The following is an 18,117-nucleotide window of genomic DNA, read 5'->3' as shown; positions in this document are numbered from 1 at the left end:
ATGCGTTCATATGAAAATTCTAAGAAAGCATTCCAGGAATCCATCAATTTATTGCCGGGCGGCGTAAACAGCCCTGTCCGTGCTTTTAAATCTGTAAATATGGATCCGATTTTTATGGAAAGAGGAAAGGGTTCAAAAATCTATGATATTGATGGCAATGAATATATTGATTATGTTCTTTCCTGGGGACCGCTGATTCTTGGCCATGCAAATGACCGGGTAGTAGAGGCGATTAAAAAGGTTGCTGAAACTGGTACAAGCTTTGGTGCTCCAACTTTAATGGAAAATAAATTGGCACAGCTTGTAATTGATCGTGTCCCATCAATTGAAATGATACGGATGGTTTCCTCCGGTACAGAAGCAACCATGAGCGCACTTCGTCTGGCACGAGGATATACAGGACGAGATAAGATCCTTAAATTTGAAGGATGTTATCACGGACATGGAGATTCATTGCTTATCAAAGCAGGTTCAGGAGTTGCTACACTTGGTTTGCCAGATAGCCCTGGTGTTCCAGAGGGCGTTGCGCGAAATACCATTACAGTTCCATACAATGATCTTGAGAGTGTAAAACTTGCTTTTGACCAATATGGCGAAGATATAGCAGCTGTAATTGTAGAGCCAGTTGCGGGAAATATGGGAGTAGTCCCTCCACTGCCAGGCTTCTTGCAGGGATTAAGAGAAATTACTGAAAATCACGGTTCTTTATTAGTCTTTGACGAAGTTATGACCGGTTTCCGTGTTGATTATCAATGTGCGCAAGGTCATTTCGATGTTACTCCAGATTTAACTTGTCTAGGAAAAGTAATTGGCGGAGGACTTCCAGTAGGAGCATTCGGCGGTAAAAAAGAGATCATGAGCCAAATTGCGCCAAGCGGTTCCATCTATCAAGCCGGTACATTATCAGGAAATCCGATTGCGATGACAGCCGGTTATGAAACGTTAATCCAGCTTAATGAGGATACGTATAAAGAGTTTACTAAAAAAGCAGATCTCTTAGAGGCAGGGTTTAAGGAAGCAGCTGAAACCTACCAAGTACCTTTAACGTGTAATCGAGCAGGGTCTATGATTGGCTTCTTCTTTACTAATGAACAGGTTAAAGATTACGAGTCTGCAAAACAATCAGATCTTCAATTTTTTGCGAATTATTATAAAGAAATGGCGGAAAATGGTGTATTCTTGCCGCCTTCTCAATTTGAAGGAATCTTTCTTTCAGTTGAACATAGTAATGAAGATATTCAAAAGACTATACAGGCTGCCCAAAAAGCGTTTAAAGCAATTAAACGATAAAGTGAAACAATGTCCGTTGAGGAATTACTTTCATTCCACACGGAGCATTAGTTGAACTAATCGACTTCTTACTGCTGCTTACCTTTGTTTTAGGCGAGAGTCCATGCTCCAATTTGAATGAGATAAAGTGATTAGTAGATTCCCCCGAGTATGCTCTCGGGGGAATTTTTTTATTCTCCAGACATACGTTTAACAAAGCACATATTTTCTGTATCTGCAGCATAGGCTGATAATGGCATTTAGATGAAAAGGGCTGAAGGGAGGAAATTGGGTGTCTGAGGATCATGCATCGTCATTACGATTTTCATTAGAAGAGAGTGTGTGGTTTCAAAGGGGACAGGAAGTTGAGGAACTGTATTCCATTTCGCTTGAACCAAATGTTTCAGCTCATCAAGTAGAACAGTATGTGATTCTTAAAGGGACTCTGGATTTAATGGGGGAATATAAGGCCACTGAGGCAACAGGACAGGAAGAAGGAGCAGAAGATCCGTTTCGGCGCTATGTTTCTGTAATCGAACAAAGGGAGCATCATTTATTTGAATTCCATCAGCAATTTCCTGTAGATATAACGATTCCTGCAGAAAGAGTTCGGGAAATGGATGAGCTTAATATAGGTGTGCATACCTTTGATTATAAGCTGCCAGAAAAGGGATATCTGCAAATTAGAGCAGATTTATGGATTGGTGGAGTTTACGATAATTTGCCTGAAGAGCAGACGCAAGTGACAGAGACAGAGGAACGGGAAGAGACTTCAAACTATCAAAATGGAACATCCGGGCGATTTCAGGAAGAGCATCATACTCATACATGGAATAAAATCAACGAAGATTTTGAGGAGTCAGCAGAGGAGATTACTATTCAGGCAGAAGTCCATAATGAGCAAGAGGAAGAACAGATAGAGGTGCATTTATATCGGGAAAATTCTGAGGATGAGGATCAGGAGCAGGAGGATTTGGCAGATTCGCCTGAGATTTATCTCAAGAACCCAACTTCTTATATAGAGAGTAATCATAACCAGGATGACCATTTTTATGTTGAAACTAAATTGTCACCCCGACTGCATCAACCAGCCGATTATGAAGAAACACAGCCGAATGATGAGTCAGATCATACAGACAAGGACTATAGCCCTTTTGCTTTTGAACCGGACCAATTAGTTGACAGACAAAAGCAAAAAGATGAAAACCAATCTTTTTCCATTCCATATGATAATAGATTTGATGAGGGTCCTCCGGAATTAATGGAAGTCGTTCCTTTTACTGCCGAGTATGGAAAAGAGGAAAGTTCAGAATATGAAAAAGAGGAAAGTTCAGAATATGAAAAAGAGGAAAGTCCTGAATATGACAGAGTACAGCCGCACCAATCTCAAGCGAATGTAGCACCAGATTTGAATAAAGCTGCAGTAGAACCGGAAACAAATGTTTCTCGCATACGTCAACAGAAAAAAGAACAAACATCCAATCAGTATGTAGAGAAAAAGTATCAATCGTCTGATTCTAAAAGAAAGAATGGGAAGGAGAACGAAGATCAAACTGAAGGTAAGTCTAAATCTTTGTTATACGATTTATTTACAGAGGAGGAAGAATCACAACAATCAAAAGTAAGAGTCTGTATTGTCCAAAATGGAGAAAATATTGATGTTCTGGCAGATCGATATAAAACGAGCGTTCAGCATATCGCGAGAATAAACGGGTTGGAATTAACATCCGATCTAAAAGCTGGTCAGGTAATTTATATTCCTGAAGCTGCTGCTTCTTATAAATAATAGGTCTAGTTAACAGCAGAGCACAGCATTATATGCTCTGCTTTTTTAATAGGAATAGTACAATGCAATTTAACTGTGAGAAACATGGCTGCATAGCTCATTAAAAAATAATGACTTATGATAGGGCAGCTGAAATAGATTTCATTGGTTTCCAAAAAGGGCACATGCAGAAAGGGTGCCAGAGGAATGTTAAGAAAAGATCAGGAGTGGATATCTGAGTTTCTAAGAAACTATCAATTGGAACTTGAATTTTACGAGGATTTTGGAAAAGTAAAAAAAGTATATACGAACAATGGTATATTTGCGATTAAAACCATCCCGGCAACCAAAGGCATTGATTTTATCAAAAATGTGCAGAACCTATATCAAAATGGATATAACCGAATTGTTCCGATTTTTCCAACAGTTGATGGCAGATATGGAGTATTAACTCATGATAAAATCAGTTACCTTATGCCTTGGCTGCCGGATGAACATATAGAGGAACGGGCAGAACGACACCAGCAGATGTTCAGGGAATTGGCAAGAATGCATACGCTATCTGGCAAAGAAATTAACATTACGAAAGAGGAACGGGAAGAGCATTATGAAAAAACAGTCAAGGAGTGGGAGGAGCAAAAGGAATTTATTCGTGAAATGGTAACAACCATCGAAAAGAAGTGGTATATGTCTCCGTTTGAGCAGTTGTTTAGTATGTGCTTTTATGACTTGTCTCAGGCTCTGACGTATTCCTTAAATAAACTGAAGGAGTGGTTTGACCTAACAAAGGAAGAAGAAAAAGTACGCAGTGTGGTGACCCATGGAAATATCTCAATTCATCATTTCTTATATAGTGAAAATGGTTATGGCCATTTTATCAATTTTGAACAGAGTAAAACCGCACCTGCCTATTTCGACTTATTGCCTTTTGTCGTTAAGCAGTTAAAAACTTATCCAATCCAGGGTGAAGAAATAGTTGAGTGGATCTATCTTTATCTGAAGTATTTTCCCTACAAGGAGGGTGAGCTGCGTTTATTCTTATCCTATTTAGCCTATCCGGCTAATTGTATCAAGGTAGTAGAACAATACTCCAGAAAAAAAGGTAAACAGGATGAAATACAATTTTGCCGAAGATTCCAAAGGCAGTATTGGTTATTAAAAAACATTGAATATATTATTATGAGGATGGAACAAATAGAAGAAAGCAAAAAGGCGAAGGAAGAGAAATAAAAGATATGGCATCAACATAATAAAATGATAGGCTGTATCAAACAAAAACCAGGCAAACCTACCTGGTCTAAATGAATAGTTATAAAAGATTACAGAATATCAAAGTGGAAGGCTAAAGCAAGACCAATCAGTAATAATAGCAGAAATAAATCAAAAGTGGTCGGAAAAAAGAATGTCCGGATTCCTTGAAAAACGGCAAAGGGAATGGAGAATTGCTGTAAGACATTTCTTGTATTTCGAATCCACGGAGGCATATTGTATTGAGTTACCTTTTTTCGCATGTAAATTCCCCCTTTATGATAGAATATAAAATTACCCCTGAATGGGTGTCTGTACAGCATTATTTAAAGCGTCTAAGAATGAGAATTGACGATGACACCTTGGACATAGGCTTGAATAAAATATAGAAAAATGGGAAACAATGATTGACGAGTAGATGCATACTTATGTATGATAACAGTATTAAAAAATGATTTCCGATTATGAGAAACCAAAATAACAATGAAAAGCTTTGAATGGGAAGAGTATGTGATTAAGACTGTAAGAGAGAGGAATCCATCGGCTGTAAGATTCCTTCAGTAACCGTAATCGCAGAAGGTCGCCCGGGAGCTGTTTCCGTGAACGTCAATAGTAGCGGATAACCGGTGAAGAGCCGTTAACGAAATGAAGTGCCGATACAACAGTTATTTGTATTGGAACAAAGGTGGTACCGCGAGACATACCGTTTCGTCCTTTTTATATAGAGGATGAAGCGGTTTTTTTATTGCGTTTTTCACCAATTATGAAAGTAAAGGAGAATGAAAAATGGAGCAACAAACGGATATTGGTATGCCAACCAAATACGATCCTCAATCAATCGAAAAAGGACGCTATGATTGGTGGTTAAAGGGTAAATTCTTTGAAGCGGGACAGGATAAACAAAAAGAACCTTATACGATTGTAATTCCTCCTCCAAACGTAACGGGTAAACTGCATTTAGGTCATGCATGGGATACTGCGCTTCAGGATATTTTGACAAGAATGAAGAGAATGCAGGGTTATGACGTATTATGGCTGCCAGGTATGGACCATGCGGGAATCGCAACTCAAGCGAAGGTAGAAGAAAAACTGCGCAATCAAGGTGTTTCACGTTATGATTTGGGACGTGAGAAATTTGTTGAAGAAACATGGAAATGGAAAGAGGAATACGCATCTCATATCCGTGAGCAATGGGCAAAAATTGGATTGGGCCTTGATTATACTCGTGAACGCTTTACTCTAGATGAGGGACTTTCAAAAGCTGTTCGTGAAGTGTTTGTAAAACTTTATGAAAAAGGCCTTATTTACCGCGGTGAATATATTATTAACTGGGATCCAAGTACAAAAACAGCGATCTCTGATATTGAAGTAATTCATAAAGAGGTTAAGGGTGCTTTTTATCATATGCGCTACCCACTTGCAGATGGCAGCGGGCATATTGAAGTTGCGACAACTCGTCCGGAAACAATGCTTGGCGATACAGCAGTTGCAGTTCACCCGGAAGATGACCGTTATAAGCACCTGATTGGAAAAACGGTTATCCTGCCAATCGTAGGAAGAGAAATTCCGATTGTTGGCGATGATTATGTAGAGATGGATTTTGGTTCCGGCGTTGTAAAAATTACACCAGCACATGATCCTAATGACTTCGAGGTAGGTAATCGTCATAATCTTGAACGCATTCTAGTTATGAATGAAGACGGAACGATGAACGCGAAGGCTGGCAAATATGAAGGTATGGACCGTTTCGATTGCCGTAAGCAAATTGTGAAAGATCTTCAGGATCAGGGAGTGTTGTTCAAAATTGAAGAGCATATCCATCAGGTTGGACACTCTGAAAGAAGCGGATCTGTTGTAGAGCCTTATTTATCTACACAATGGTTTGTTAAAATGGGACCATTGGCAGAGCGTGCAATTGAAATGCAATCCACTGAAGGTAAAGTAGAATTCGTACCGGAACGCTTTGAGAAAACATATTTGAATTGGATGGATAATATCCATGACTGGTGTATCTCCAGACAGCTTTGGTGGGGTCACCGCATTCCGGCTTGGTACCATAAGGAAACAGGCGAGGTACATGTAGGAATGGAAGATCCTGCAGATATCGAAAACTGGACGCAGGATACAGATGTATTGGATACATGGTTCAGTTCTGCGTTATGGCCGTTTTCCACAATGGGCTGGCCTGATACAGATTCAGAAGACTTTAAACGTTATTATCCAACAGCAGCTCTTGTGACTGGATACGATATTATTTTCTTCTGGGTATCAAGAATGATTTTCCAGGGACTTGAATTCACTGGAGAGCGTCCATTCAAAGATGTATTGATTCATGGACTTGTACGTGATGAGCATGGCAAGAAAATGAGTAAATCTCTTGGTAATGGTGTAGATCCAATGGAGGTTATTGAGAAATATGGTGCGGATTCATTAAGATATTTCTTAACAACTGGAAGCTCACCAGGTCAGGATTTACGTTTCAGCTATGAAAAAGTAGAATCTGTTTGGAACTTTGCCAATAAAATTTGGAATGCATCCCGTTTCTGCTTGATGAATATGAATGGGCTGAAATATGAAGAGATTGATTTAACAGGCGAAAAATCAGTTGCGGATAAATGGATTTTAACTCGTCTAAACGAAACGATTGAAACTGTAACAAGACTGGCAGATAAATATGAATTCGGTGAAGTTGGCCGTGCATTATACAACTTCATTTGGGATGATTTCTGTGATTGGTATATTGAAATGGCGAAGCTCCCTCTATATGGAGAAGACGAGGAAGCTAAACTTACAACACGTTCTATCCTTGCGTACGTATTGGATCAAACGATGCGATTGTTACATCCATTTATGCCATTCATCACTGAAGAAATTTGGCAGAACCTTCCTCACCAAGGGGAGTCCATCACAACAGCATCTTGGCCTGTTGTAAATCCGGACTTAACGGATGAAAAAGCTTCTGATGAAATGAAATTGCTTGTCGAAATCATTCGTACAGTACGTAATATTCGCGCAGAAGTGAACACGCCGCTCAGCAAAAAAATCAAGCTTTCTTTGAAGGCGAAAGATGCAGAAACACAAGCTGTTCTTGAGAAAAACAGCAGCTATATCGAGCGCTTCTGTAATCCAGAGGAATTAACAATTGGTACAGACATCCCTGCTGATGATAAAGCGATGACAGCTATCGTAACGGGTGTTGAATTAATTCTTCCATTGCAAGGTCTATTAAATATTGAAGAGGAACAAAAACGTCTTCAAAAAGAACTTGAAAAATGGAAAAAAGAAGTAGAAAGAATTGAGAAAAAGCTATCCAATGAAGGCTTCATGAAAAAAGCGCCTGAAAAGGTGATTGAAGAAGAAAAAGCGAAGCTGGCAGACTATGTTGAAAAACGTGAGGCTGTACAAAGCCGCCTGAAGGATTTAGAAGAATTGGCTTAAGACATTTTATTGCGCCCTGTTCGAAGCATTTGAACAGGGTGTTTTTGTTCAATCATGTCATACTAATACATAGCGCAATGGTTGAGGAGTGAAAAAAATGATACAGGATTATCAACAGGCAGAGAAGTTTCTTGCAGACCGTACAGCAAAACTTGGGATGGATTTTGGCCTGGAAAGAATGGAAAGAGTCTTACGTAAATTGGGAAATCCGGAGCGCAGCATTCCTTGTATACATATAGCAGGCTCAAATGGCAAAGGTTCTACGCTTACATTTTTAAAACATATTTTGGTGGCAGAGGGCTACCGGGTAGGTACCTTTACATCTCCCTATCTTGAAAAGCTGAACGAACAAATTATGATTGATGAGGAAATGATTTCGGACAATAAGCTAGTTGAATTATTAAATTACCTCCTCCCTGTAATAAATGAATCAGAGCAAAAAGGGGATTATCTAACTGCTTTTGAAGTAACGACTATATTAGCTTTTCTGCATTTTAAAAATGAGCAACCGGATATTCTTATTATTGAAACCGGACTTGGGGGGAGACTTGATTCCACTAATGTAATTGAACCGCTTTTGGAGATCATTACCAGCATCTCTTTAGAGCATACCAACATTCTCGGAAATTCTTTGGGTGAAATTGCAACAGAGAAAGCAGGTATTATCAAGAATGGAACATCAGTTGTTACAGGTGTAAAAGATGAGGAAGCATTAGAGCCCCTAACAAAACAGGCAGAGAAAATGAATGCTGCTTTATATACGCTAGGAAAAGAATTTAAGATTTTGAACCGCTCTCACCCTAAAAATCAGGAAGTTTTCACGGTTAAATGGCGAGAATACTTACTGGAGAATTTACATATTAGCATGCTTGGAAGCCATCAAGTTGAGAATGCAGCGCTTGCTGTCATCAGTTCAATATTACTTAGTGAAACGTATCGCTTTTCGATTCGGGAAGAAAGTATCAGAAAAGGACTGGCATCTGCCAGATGGAAAGGGCGTTTTGAGATTGTGTCGAACCAGCCGCTAATCATCCTGGACGGCGCACATAATGTGTCAGGTATAAACTCTCTGCTTTCAACGATTGATGATCGTTACCCAAATTGTGATATACATATTTTGTTTGCGGCCTTAAAGGACAAGGATTATACAAAGATGATTCAGATGATTGAACAAAAGGCAGCAAGTATAACTTTTACGGAGATTCCATTAGAACGAATGAATGAGGCAGAGGAGCTTTTTAAACATAGCCGACACCCTCATAAGGATGTAAAAAAAGATTGGGTAGAAGGAATAAATGAGATATTAGCCAAAATGAAAGACAGAGATATGCTATTGGTCACAGGCTCTTTATATTTTTTGGCGTCTATTCGTCCATATATCGTCAATGAAATTATTCGAAAGTCATAACTAAATTCATGTAAAAGTAATGATGTTCATGACAATCCTCCATAAGACCTGTTTTTGTAAATACTTGTGTGACAGATGTCAGAATTTTTGATAAAATTTGACATAAGATGGATGAAATTCCTGAACGGAGGGGCGGTAATGGTTACAAAACAAAAACGCTTCATTATTTGGATACTTTGGTTATTGATCGTCCCTGCAAGTTTATATATTTCATATACGGAGTATCCTATTTTAGGAAGCTTTTTTTCGATTGATATTCTTCTGTTCCTATTACTGCTTTGTATTATTACGTATTACCCTATTATGATAAATGGATTGCCAATTTTTCTCCTTCAGGGTGTATCCTTGGCTCTATTCCTTGAGTACGGATTATTTGTTGAAATAATCCTTTCGCAAATCGGAGTAATAACATTGCTCTATAGAATAAAAATAAGCAAGGATGAGCTTTTCCGCATTCCGATGAATTCTTTAATGTTTTTTATTAATTCATTAACAAGCGGATTAATCTATTATTTGCTTGGCGGTCAGCATTCTAATTTGGACTTATCGGATATAAGTGTATTTTCATTAATTGTAATCCACCAAATTGTCTGGTTCTTATCTAATTTTATTTGTGCTTTACTCATAGATGTGTTTGTATATAAGGCAAAAGTAGAGTTTGTTGCAAAAGATCAGGTTGCGGATATCGTATCCAGTATTATCATCTTTCCAATCGGTTTATTATTGTATTCAACCTATCAGGAGCTGGGGGTGGTAGCCATTATTATTGTTGGCGTACCGCTTGTGAGTTTGGCTCTTGTGATGAGACTGTATTATCGGGCTGACCATATGAATGAAGATTTGCAAAAAGCGAGCCAAATTGGTCACAGATTGACAGAAAGATTAGAAGTCAAGCAAGTACTGGATTTATTTTTGGGTGAAATTTCAAGGATTTTCCCAGTGGACGAAACCTATATTCTTAGTGTGGATAGCAAAGCCAATAATCGCCTTCGTATGGTTCGTTATGAAAGTAAAAATGAGACTGGTATGCCCCATTTGAATTTAATCTCGGCAACAGACAGCTTGTTAGGAGAAGTATGGAAATCAAAAAAAACATTGCTGATTCAGAGCTCTGCCTCCCTGAAGAAATACGAAAACCATGGTATTCCTGATTGGGCAGAAAGCGTCTTGATTGTTCCGGTTTTAAATGCAGAGCAAATGGAAGGGATTGTCCTTCATATATCTTCGAAAAGAAACTTTTTTGAAAACAGTCAGATAACGATTGCAGATATTCTTTCTACATATCTGGCTTCAGCTATTGAAAATGCGAAGCATTATGAAGAAACAAAAGCCAAAAGTGAACGCTGCTCTTTAACAAATCTATATAACAACTATTTTCTGGAAGATTACTTAAAAGAACAATTTATCCTGATAAGGGGAAGAAAGCTGGATACATTAACTCTTATCTTAATAGACTTGGATCACTTTAAGTCAATAAATGACTCTTACGGACATTTGGGTGGGAACGAAGTTTTATGCCAGGTAGCAGAACGTTTGTCTTCACTCGTACAATTTAAAGGGATTGCAGCCAGATATGGCGGTGAAGAATTTGTGCTTGTCCTCCCTGGTGCAGGAGTGGAGGAAGGCTATAAATTTGCCGAACTGGTACGTCAAAAAATTGGAACAAAGCCGTATGAATTAGTATCTGATTTAGGTAGTGAAAGCAGGAGGGTTCATGTAAGAGTAACTGCATCAATTGGAGTTTCAACCGCTCCAATTGATGCGGATGATCCTCACTCATTAATCCGTCATGCAGACCGGGCTATGTATACAGGAGCAAAACGCGCCGGACGTAACAAAGTGGCGCAATATATTAAATAAAAGAGACGTATTCCGACTACTAGAGAGGAGGAATACGTCTTTTTTGTTCAAGAGAAATAGACTAAAGCTATTTGTTTGGAAGTGAGTTTCATATATGGAACAGCTGATAAAAGTTTTGAAAGAGAAATCGAAGTAATTCAAGGATTTATTACTATTTTGATAAAAAGATGAGGTTAAATCTACCTATCTCTGTAAATCAACAATATCCTATAAGATTAATATTTATAAATAGAGCAGATAATTTATTGAAAAATATACAATATAATGGTAAAGAATGTATAATAAGTGATAATATAGGTAATTTGTATGAGTGAAGAATAGATTCTATTTAAAATACAGGCTAGAGGGGTGGGTATATGAAAAGACGGCTAAAACTAGCAATTGCTATTATTATTTTATTTCCAACGGTATTGCAGGCTCCTAACGTAACACATGGAGCGGAAAGCACTCCAAAAATAAGAGTTTTGGAGATTTACGATAATAAAAATTATTACCCGACAAAGCTTGAGGATCTTTTAGGGGATACCCAATATGAATATACGTCAATGCCAATGAAAAAATTTGTAGCACTTCGAGAAGAATTAGATGGAAAATATTACATGATTGTAATGTTTACTCTCTATCTCTTAATCTTCCTCACCGGTCTCATCTTTGGTTCATTTTATAATGTGGTAGGTTTGAGGATTCCAGCGAAGGAATCGATTGTGGCTCCGAGGTCGGCTTGTCCGGCCTGCGGCCATACATTGACACCGATAGAGCTTATCCCTGTATTGTCTTACTTGTTTCAAGGGGGGAAGTGCCGTAAGTGTAAGGCGGGCATTTCACCTATTTATCCGATGATGGAACTGACAACGGCTATTCTATTTATGGCAGCTCCGATGCTGCTGGGCTGGACTGCTGAATTGTTTGTGGCATGGGCACTTATTTCCCTGCTGATCATTATTTTTATATCGGATATTACGTACATGCTTATACCGAACAAAATTCTGCTGTTTTTTACAGTTGTTTTTTTGTTTATTCGGGTATTTATTCCTTTGGACCCATGGTGGGACGGTATAGCTGGTGCTATTGTCGGGTTTGGAATCCCATTTTTTATCGCTGTAATCAGCAAAGGCGGCATGGGTGGCGGAGATATTAAATTATTCGGTTTAATTGGATTTGTGATGGGAGTAAAGGGAGTTATTCTCGCCTTTATATTCTCCACCTTTTTTGGAGCTGTCTTTGGAGTCATTGGGATGTTAATCGGTCTTGTGAAGCGGCGGAAGCCGATTCCATTTGGACCGTTCATCGTCGTTGGTACACTGGTGGCCTACTTTTTTGGGGAGTTCTTGCTAGACTGGTATTTACAATTTTTGTGATTGATTTGGAAGGGAGAAGTTATAATGGCTTTTACTTTATTTTCAGGCAGCAATCGGGTTGTGAACCTGGTATTAAAAGACCATGTGATTCGTTATGTAGAACTTAAACAGCTGGACCCACCGATTGTTCATAAATGCGGTGAGCATTTTTTACCTGCCGGTGTTATAAAGGACGGCATTATTACTGATTTTGACCTTCTAAAGGATATTTTAGGTGATTGTGTTGTTAAATGAAAAATACAGAAACGTCAGGTGCGGTTTTTAGTACCAGACTCCCGTTTGGTCATTCGTAAGGTTGCCATTCCAAAGGATATTAAAGATGATGAAATCAAGGGATACTTATATTTGGAAATGGGAACGAGTATACATCTTCCATTTGAGGAACCCATTTTTGATGTGGTTCTGTTGGAAGAGACGGAGGAAAAAAGGAAATTCTGTTATTCGCTGCTGAAGAAGAGGTGGTATCGGAGTACGCCACTTTGCTTGAAAAATCTCAGCTTTATCCTATAGAAGCAGATATTTCGCCTTTGTCGCTGTACAGGCTGTTTTTTCATGCAGGAAAAAGAGATTCGAAAGACCATCTCTTACTGATTGAATTTAATTTGCATACCGTCAACACAAGTGTTTTTGTAAATGATAAGCCGATCTTTATGAAAAATATCCCTATTACAGGGCAAAGTAGTGAATGGGAACTATTGCGTATAAATGAAGATCAGCAAATCATGGAATATTCCAGTGACAAAGAAGATTATATGCAATTGTTGGAGGATACTTATACAGAAATTGATCGGGTGCTAAGCTTTTATCAATATTCCTTAAGCCATGAGCAGCATCAGGTCACTAAAATAATCATAACCGGTGATCATCCTTATCTAACTGAAGTGATCACTGACATAAAAAATAGATATGATCAAACTGTGGTGAGTATTCCAAAGGGATATATACAAACCAATAAGGAACCTGAATTGCCGGAGTCCTTTTTTTAGCCGGGGGATTGGCTCTTAAAGGAGTGAGATGATGCTTGTAGAAATTAACTTGCTGCCAAAAAAAGAGCGCAAAAACCGTGGTGTACTCCTGATTATCTTATCTGCAGTGTTTCTCGGTATTCTCTGCGGAATCCTTTACTTTTGGCAATATCAGAGCAATCAAAGCCAGTTGAATGCATTAGAACAAGAATATGAAATGACTGCTCAAATGATTGAAGTGGAACAGCAGAAGGTTGTATCTCAGGAGAATAGCAATTCTGTTGCTCAATTAACAGAAAAGGTTAAATGGGCAAACCAATACCCTGTTAAAACAGTACTTCTTTTAAAACATTTGATTGGATTTTTGTCGGAACGAGGATTTATTGAAACCTTTTCTTATGCGGAAAATGGTGCTATTAAACTCGAAGTACGGTTTGATAAAGCAGAAGAAGCGGCCTATTATCTAAAGGATTTATCATCAACTGAAATCATAACGAATGCGATTAGATTTGCAAAACCAATTGCCGGATATAGAGGTGCCTCCTCCAGCTAATAAAGATAATCCATTAAGCATTGCACCGGATGTATATGAGGATTCAAAAAAAGATGATGAGTAGTTTAATAGAAGCATTCAGGTTGTGAGTTAAATGATAAGGAATATAAATAGGAAGTCTAATGAAAATGGAGCTACCTTAATTGAGTTATTGGCGGTTATTGTCATATTGGGTATTATAGCTTCAATGGCTGTCCTGGTGATTGGTGATGTCATACAAAAGGCGAGAAAGCAGGCCTTCGTCTCTAAGGCCTATATCATGCGTAATGCCAGTACGGTTTATTATAAGAATAAAGAATTCAATAAAGAACCGTTAGTAAATCCAGTAACATATAACGAACTTGTTACCTCAGGTTTTTTGGATGTCATCATTGGTCCGGATACAGGAGATAAATGGGGATTAAATCATACAGATTCCTATGTACTATTTAAGGATGGGAAAGCGGTATCCATCTGTTTAATTGGAATGAAACGTAAATTATGCGGTGAAAAGCAAGGTGAAGGTTATTTGCCGTTGCCTCTTGATCAAATACGTGAAGAGAATGTTGAGGATAGAGAATCCTAGAAATTTGGCGAAACCTTTTTGGACAAGACGACAAGAGTCTTGTTCTTTTTTTTTTACGGAATGATAAGATGAACAAAAAACGCGGAGGCAAAGGAATGGATAAGCCAACCCGGGAACGAACAATCATCGTAAACATAAATGGCGAAAAAAAGGAATACAAATGGATTCCAAGTGAAGATCCAGATACTTTGGATACGATCCAAGAAATTGCCAGCACGGTTGAGGATGAACAAGAACCGTCTCTTTGGGCAGTACCCGAAGAAAAATCTGTTAAAAAAAACGAGGCAAAAACAAAGCTGGCACAAAAAACGGCTTTTCTTGACCATGTAAAAATGAATAAATTACCAGTTCTTGCAGCGGGAATTCCTGTTTTGGTAGCACTTATAATCGGGACATTATTTGGAGTTGTAATATTAAAAATTGTCCTATTCGGCGGCGGAGAGGAAACTGTTAAAGTACCGGACTCTGTTCCTCTGCTTGGTTCCAATAAACAAGCGCCTCAGGAGAAGCAAATGGTCAAGGATATGAATGCTTTTGTCGTCCAGGGAGGCGTCTACTCGAGTAAACAGGCTGCAGAACAACGTGCCTCGCTTATTGAAGGGGATGGAATTCCTGCTATCATTCTTAAACAGGAGGATAAATATTTTATTTATATAGGAGCAGCGGCTACGTTGCAGGATACAAAGAAATTGGCACTTTTATATAGAGGAGAAGGTGTCGATACGTATTGGAAGGAAATCCGTTTTCAGGGCCAAACAAAAAAAGCTTACACACCAAAAGAAACAGAGGTCATCCATAATATGATTCACAACACCGGTCAATACACACAATTGGCTTCAGAGGGCCTATTACAAAGTGAAACGAAAGAAAAGCCAGATATAAAGTCTATTAATTTGGAGAATATTCCGAAAGAATTGCAAAATCTCCATAATTTAAGTGAAAGTATGAATAAAACTTGGTCTACCTATCAATCTAAACCAGAAGAAGCATCCTTAATGCAGCTTCAAAAATGTATACTTCAATTTTTTGATGAATGGTATAGATTATAATGTATTTTCCGGGAAATAAAAAATACATTTTGTGTTTAAAAGGGTACTTCACATTTCGGGGTACTCTTTTTTATTTTGTTTTAAGAATTGAGAATGGTGTCGTATTCTGTTAGGATGAATATGTATCTCCCTATCTATATAAATTCTTATGGCAGGTGGCGAAAAGGATTGGATTTAATCTTGGCTTCTTCTTCCCCAAGGAGAAAAGAATTGCTTGAAATGCTGAACATACCATTTCAGGTGAAAGTAAGTTATGCAGACGAAACCTATCAGGATGGAATGGAACCTCACGAAATAGTGATGGAATTAGCACGCATAAAATCAACTGTTATCGCTGAAACTAACCGTGATTCCGTTGTGATAGGCGCAGATACGATTGTAGTAATGGATGGTGACATCCTTGGTAAGCCGAAAAATAAAGATGAAGCAATTTCCATGCTGAATCGTTTATCCGGTAATGTACACCAGGTTTATACAGGAGTTGCCTTATTAAGAGGGCAAGATTCTATCTTGTTTTATGAAAAAACAGATGTAGAATTTTGGCCATTAAAAAAAGAAGAAATTGAACAATATGTATTGACCGGAGAACCGTTTGACAAAGCGGGATCCTACGGGATACAGGGATTTGGTTCCTTGCTGGTGAAGAGAATCGAAGGTGACTACTTCTCAGTTGTAGGGCTCCCGGTTTCCAGACTTAAGAGGGAACTTGAAAAGTTAGTACATCCTTAAGAACAGCCTCACTCCGTCAATGGAATGGAGAATATGGATGGATACAACGCAAATCATGATAAGAGACTATCCAAAGGATGATCGCCCAAGAGAACGGTTTATCCAATTTGGACCGGAAAGTCTGTCAAACCAAGAGTTACTGGCACTTCTTTTAAGGACTGGAACAAAGGAAGATTCAGTGATGAATCTGGCTAACCAACTTTTGGCTAAGTTTGGCGGGCTGCGTCTTTTGAAAGAGGCAAGTATTGAAGAAATGACTAGCATTAAAGGTATTGGGGAAGCAAAAGCTGTGCAGCTTGCTGCAGCTATGGAATTAGGAAGAAGAATCAGCAATTTGACGAATGAAGAGAGGTACGTGATTCGTTCGCCAGAGGACTGTGCCAATTATTGTATGAATGATATGCGTTTTTTATCACAGGAACATTTTGTATGTATATATTTAAATACGAAAAACCAAATACTCCATAAACAAACAATCTTTATCGGCAGTTTAAACGCCTCAATTGTCCATCCCCGTGAAGTCTTCAAAGAAGCTCTCCGCAGATCAGCAGCATCTATAATATGCTTGCATAACCATCCTTCAGGAGACCCCACTCCAAGTCGAGAAGATATAGAAGTAACCAAACGTCTAGCTGAATGTGGGAAAATTATGGGAATAGAACTTTTAGACCATTTGGTTATCGGAGAGAAAAAATATGTAAGTCTTAAAGAAAAAGGATATTTATAATACTAGGAATTCACATGAGGATGAGCTATAATATTACGTATGCTTTTTAAAGAATTTATTTTTCATTACATTACTGAAGAACTTAACTTTATGATATGAAAAAGAAAATAAAAAAACTCGTACCTAATATGGAATATGTTTCAGAAAGGGAGATATTAAAAGATGCTTGGAAATAGAGATTTAGGAATTGATTTAGGAACCGCCAATACACTTGTTTATGTTAAAGGAAAAGGCATTGTAGTACGTGAGCCTTCCGTTGTTGCATTTCAAACAGATACAAAATCCATTGTTGCTGTCGGTAATGATGCGAAAAATATGATCGGCCGTACACCTGGTAATGTTGTGGCTTTGCGCCCTATGAAAGATGGCGTTATTGCTGATTATGATACGACTGCAACCATGATGAAATATTATATGAAACAAGCGTTAAAAAACCAAGGTTTATTTGCACGTAAGCCATATGTAATGGTATGTGTTCCATCCGGAATTACAGCCGTTGAAGAGAGAGCTGTTGTTGACGCAACTAGACAAGCCGGGGCACGTGATGCTTATACAATTGAAGAACCGTTTGCAGCTGCTATTGGAGCAAACTTACCTGTTTGGGAACCAACAGGCAGCATGGTTGTAGATATCGGTGGCGGTACAACTGAAGTCGCGATTATTTCTTTGGGCGGTATTGTGACTAGCCAATCTATTCGTATCGCAGGAGACGAAATGGATGAAGCGATTATTAACTATATCCGTAAAAACTACAATTTGATGATTGGTGATCGAACTTCTGAAGCTATTAAGCTTGAAATCGGTTCAGCTGGTGATCCTGAAGATATTGAAAACATGGAGATTCGCGGCCGTGACTTATTAACAGGCTTACCAAAAACAATTGAAATCACTGCTGATGAAATTGCAAAAGCTCTTCATGACACAGTGTATGCGATTGTAGATGCGGTTAAAAATACGCTTGAAAAAACTCCGCCTGAGCTTGCTGCTGATATCATGGATCGCGGAATCGTTCTAACAGGTGGTGGCGCATTATTACGCAACCTGGATAAAGTGATCAGTGAAGAAACAAAAATGCCTGTTCTAATTGCTGAAAATCCATTGGATTGTGTAGCAATTGGTACTGGTAAGGCACTTGATCATATTCATTTGTTCAAATCAAAAGTAAAAGATTCAAGATAATATA

16 protein-coding genes and 1 other annotated feature are annotated in these 18,117 nt (G+C 38.4%); of the genes, 15 read left to right on the top strand and 1 reads right to left on the bottom strand.

Annotated features, from left to right (window positions below):
• The 3 genes from hemL to ysxE all read left to right on the top strand — a co-directional run bounded on the left by hemL (position 1) and on the right by ysxE (position 4,264).
• A complete protein-coding gene (gene hemL, locus AC4G3N_RS05760) occupies positions 1–1,290 on the top strand; it encodes a glutamate-1-semialdehyde 2,1-aminomutase (RefSeq protein WP_066105575.1) in 1,290 nt (429 codons plus the stop codon).
• A 271-nt stretch (positions 1,291–1,561) separates the two neighbouring features.
• Positions 1,562–3,055 carry a LysM peptidoglycan-binding domain-containing protein gene (locus tag AC4G3N_RS05755; protein ID WP_139892628.1) on the top strand — a complete coding sequence of 498 codons (1,494 nt, stop codon included), beginning with the start codon at positions 1,562–1,564 and terminating at the stop codon, positions 3,053–3,055.
• Between the two features lie 186 nt (positions 3,056–3,241).
• The gene (gene ysxE / locus AC4G3N_RS05750; RefSeq protein ID WP_140461961.1) at positions 3,242–4,264 is read left to right on the top strand and encodes a spore coat protein YsxE; all 1,023 of its coding nucleotides are present in this window, start codon (positions 3,242–3,244) and stop codon (positions 4,262–4,264) included.
• An 89-nt stretch (positions 4,265–4,353) separates the two neighbouring features.
• Here the strand turns inward: ysxE and AC4G3N_RS05745 are convergent, their stop codons facing one another.
• Positions 4,354–4,545 (bottom strand): YszA family small membrane protein, encoded by a 192-nt coding sequence (locus AC4G3N_RS05745; RefSeq protein ID WP_066105566.1) that lies wholly within the window; start codon positions 4,543–4,545, stop codon positions 4,354–4,356.
• Between the two features lie 221 nt (positions 4,546–4,766).
• Positions 4,767–5,001, top strand: a binding site (T-box leader).
• Between the two features lie 67 nt (positions 5,002–5,068).
• Between AC4G3N_RS05745 and AC4G3N_RS05740 the strand changes: the two genes are divergently transcribed.
• The 12 genes from AC4G3N_RS05740 (at position 5,069) to AC4G3N_RS05685 (ending at position 18,113) form a co-directional block, all read left to right on the top strand.
• Positions 5,069–7,720, top strand: coding sequence for a valine--tRNA ligase (locus AC4G3N_RS05740; RefSeq protein WP_139892626.1), 2,652 nt, complete (start codon positions 5,069–5,071; stop codon positions 7,718–7,720).
• 97 nt (positions 7,721–7,817) lie between these two features.
• Entirely contained in the window at positions 7,818–9,128 is a 1,311-nt protein-coding gene (locus AC4G3N_RS05735; protein WP_148630217.1) for a bifunctional folylpolyglutamate synthase/dihydrofolate synthase, read from the top strand.
• Between the two features lie 138 nt (positions 9,129–9,266).
• Positions 9,267–10,988 carry a sensor domain-containing diguanylate cyclase gene (locus AC4G3N_RS05730; protein ID WP_180350012.1) on the top strand — a complete coding sequence of 574 codons (1,722 nt, stop codon included), beginning with the start codon at positions 9,267–9,269 and terminating at the stop codon, positions 10,986–10,988.
• Between the two features lie 608 nt (positions 10,989–11,596).
• Entirely contained in the window at positions 11,597–12,346 is a 750-nt protein-coding gene (locus AC4G3N_RS05725; protein ID WP_066105695.1) for a prepilin peptidase, read from the top strand.
• 24 nt (positions 12,347–12,370) lie between these two features.
• The gene (locus tag AC4G3N_RS05720) at positions 12,371–12,580 is read left to right on the top strand and encodes a type IV pilus biogenesis protein PilM (RefSeq protein WP_077248080.1); all 210 of its coding nucleotides are present in this window, start codon (positions 12,371–12,373) and stop codon (positions 12,578–12,580) included.
• A gap of 245 nt (positions 12,581–12,825) precedes the next feature.
• Complete coding sequence (locus AC4G3N_RS05715; protein ID WP_077248078.1) at positions 12,826–13,332, top strand: type IV pilus biogenesis protein PilM; 507 nt, start codon at positions 12,826–12,828, stop codon at positions 13,330–13,332.
• Positions 13,333–13,363: 31 nt separating this feature from the next.
• Entirely contained in the window at positions 13,364–13,864 is a 501-nt protein-coding gene (locus AC4G3N_RS05710) for a hypothetical protein (protein ID WP_066105558.1), read from the top strand.
• Between the two features lie 94 nt (positions 13,865–13,958).
• A complete protein-coding gene (locus AC4G3N_RS05705) occupies positions 13,959–14,429 on the top strand; it encodes a type II secretion system protein (protein WP_077248077.1) in 471 nt (156 codons plus the stop codon).
• Between the two features lie 95 nt (positions 14,430–14,524).
• Positions 14,525–15,478: a hypothetical protein gene (locus tag AC4G3N_RS05700; protein ID WP_139892622.1), complete on the top strand. Its 954-nt coding sequence runs from the start codon at positions 14,525–14,527 to the stop codon at positions 15,476–15,478.
• Between the two features lie 120 nt (positions 15,479–15,598).
• Entirely contained in the window at positions 15,599–16,207 is a 609-nt protein-coding gene (locus AC4G3N_RS05695) for a Maf family protein (RefSeq protein WP_257469172.1), read from the top strand.
• 37 nt (positions 16,208–16,244) lie between these two features.
• Positions 16,245–16,934, top strand: a complete 690-nt coding sequence (gene radC, locus AC4G3N_RS05690; protein ID WP_139892620.1) for a RadC family protein — start codon at positions 16,245–16,247, stop codon at positions 16,932–16,934.
• A gap of 162 nt (positions 16,935–17,096) precedes the next feature.
• Entirely contained in the window at positions 17,097–18,113 is a 1,017-nt protein-coding gene (locus tag AC4G3N_RS05685) for a rod shape-determining protein (protein WP_066105546.1), read from the top strand.
• The last annotated feature ends 4 nt before the right edge of the window (positions 18,114–18,117 follow it).

Source organism: Bacillus sp. z50 (assembly GCF_058313585.1).
The sequence above is the reverse complement of the archived record's forward strand: the minus strand, read 5'-3'. Positions and strand labels throughout refer to the sequence as shown.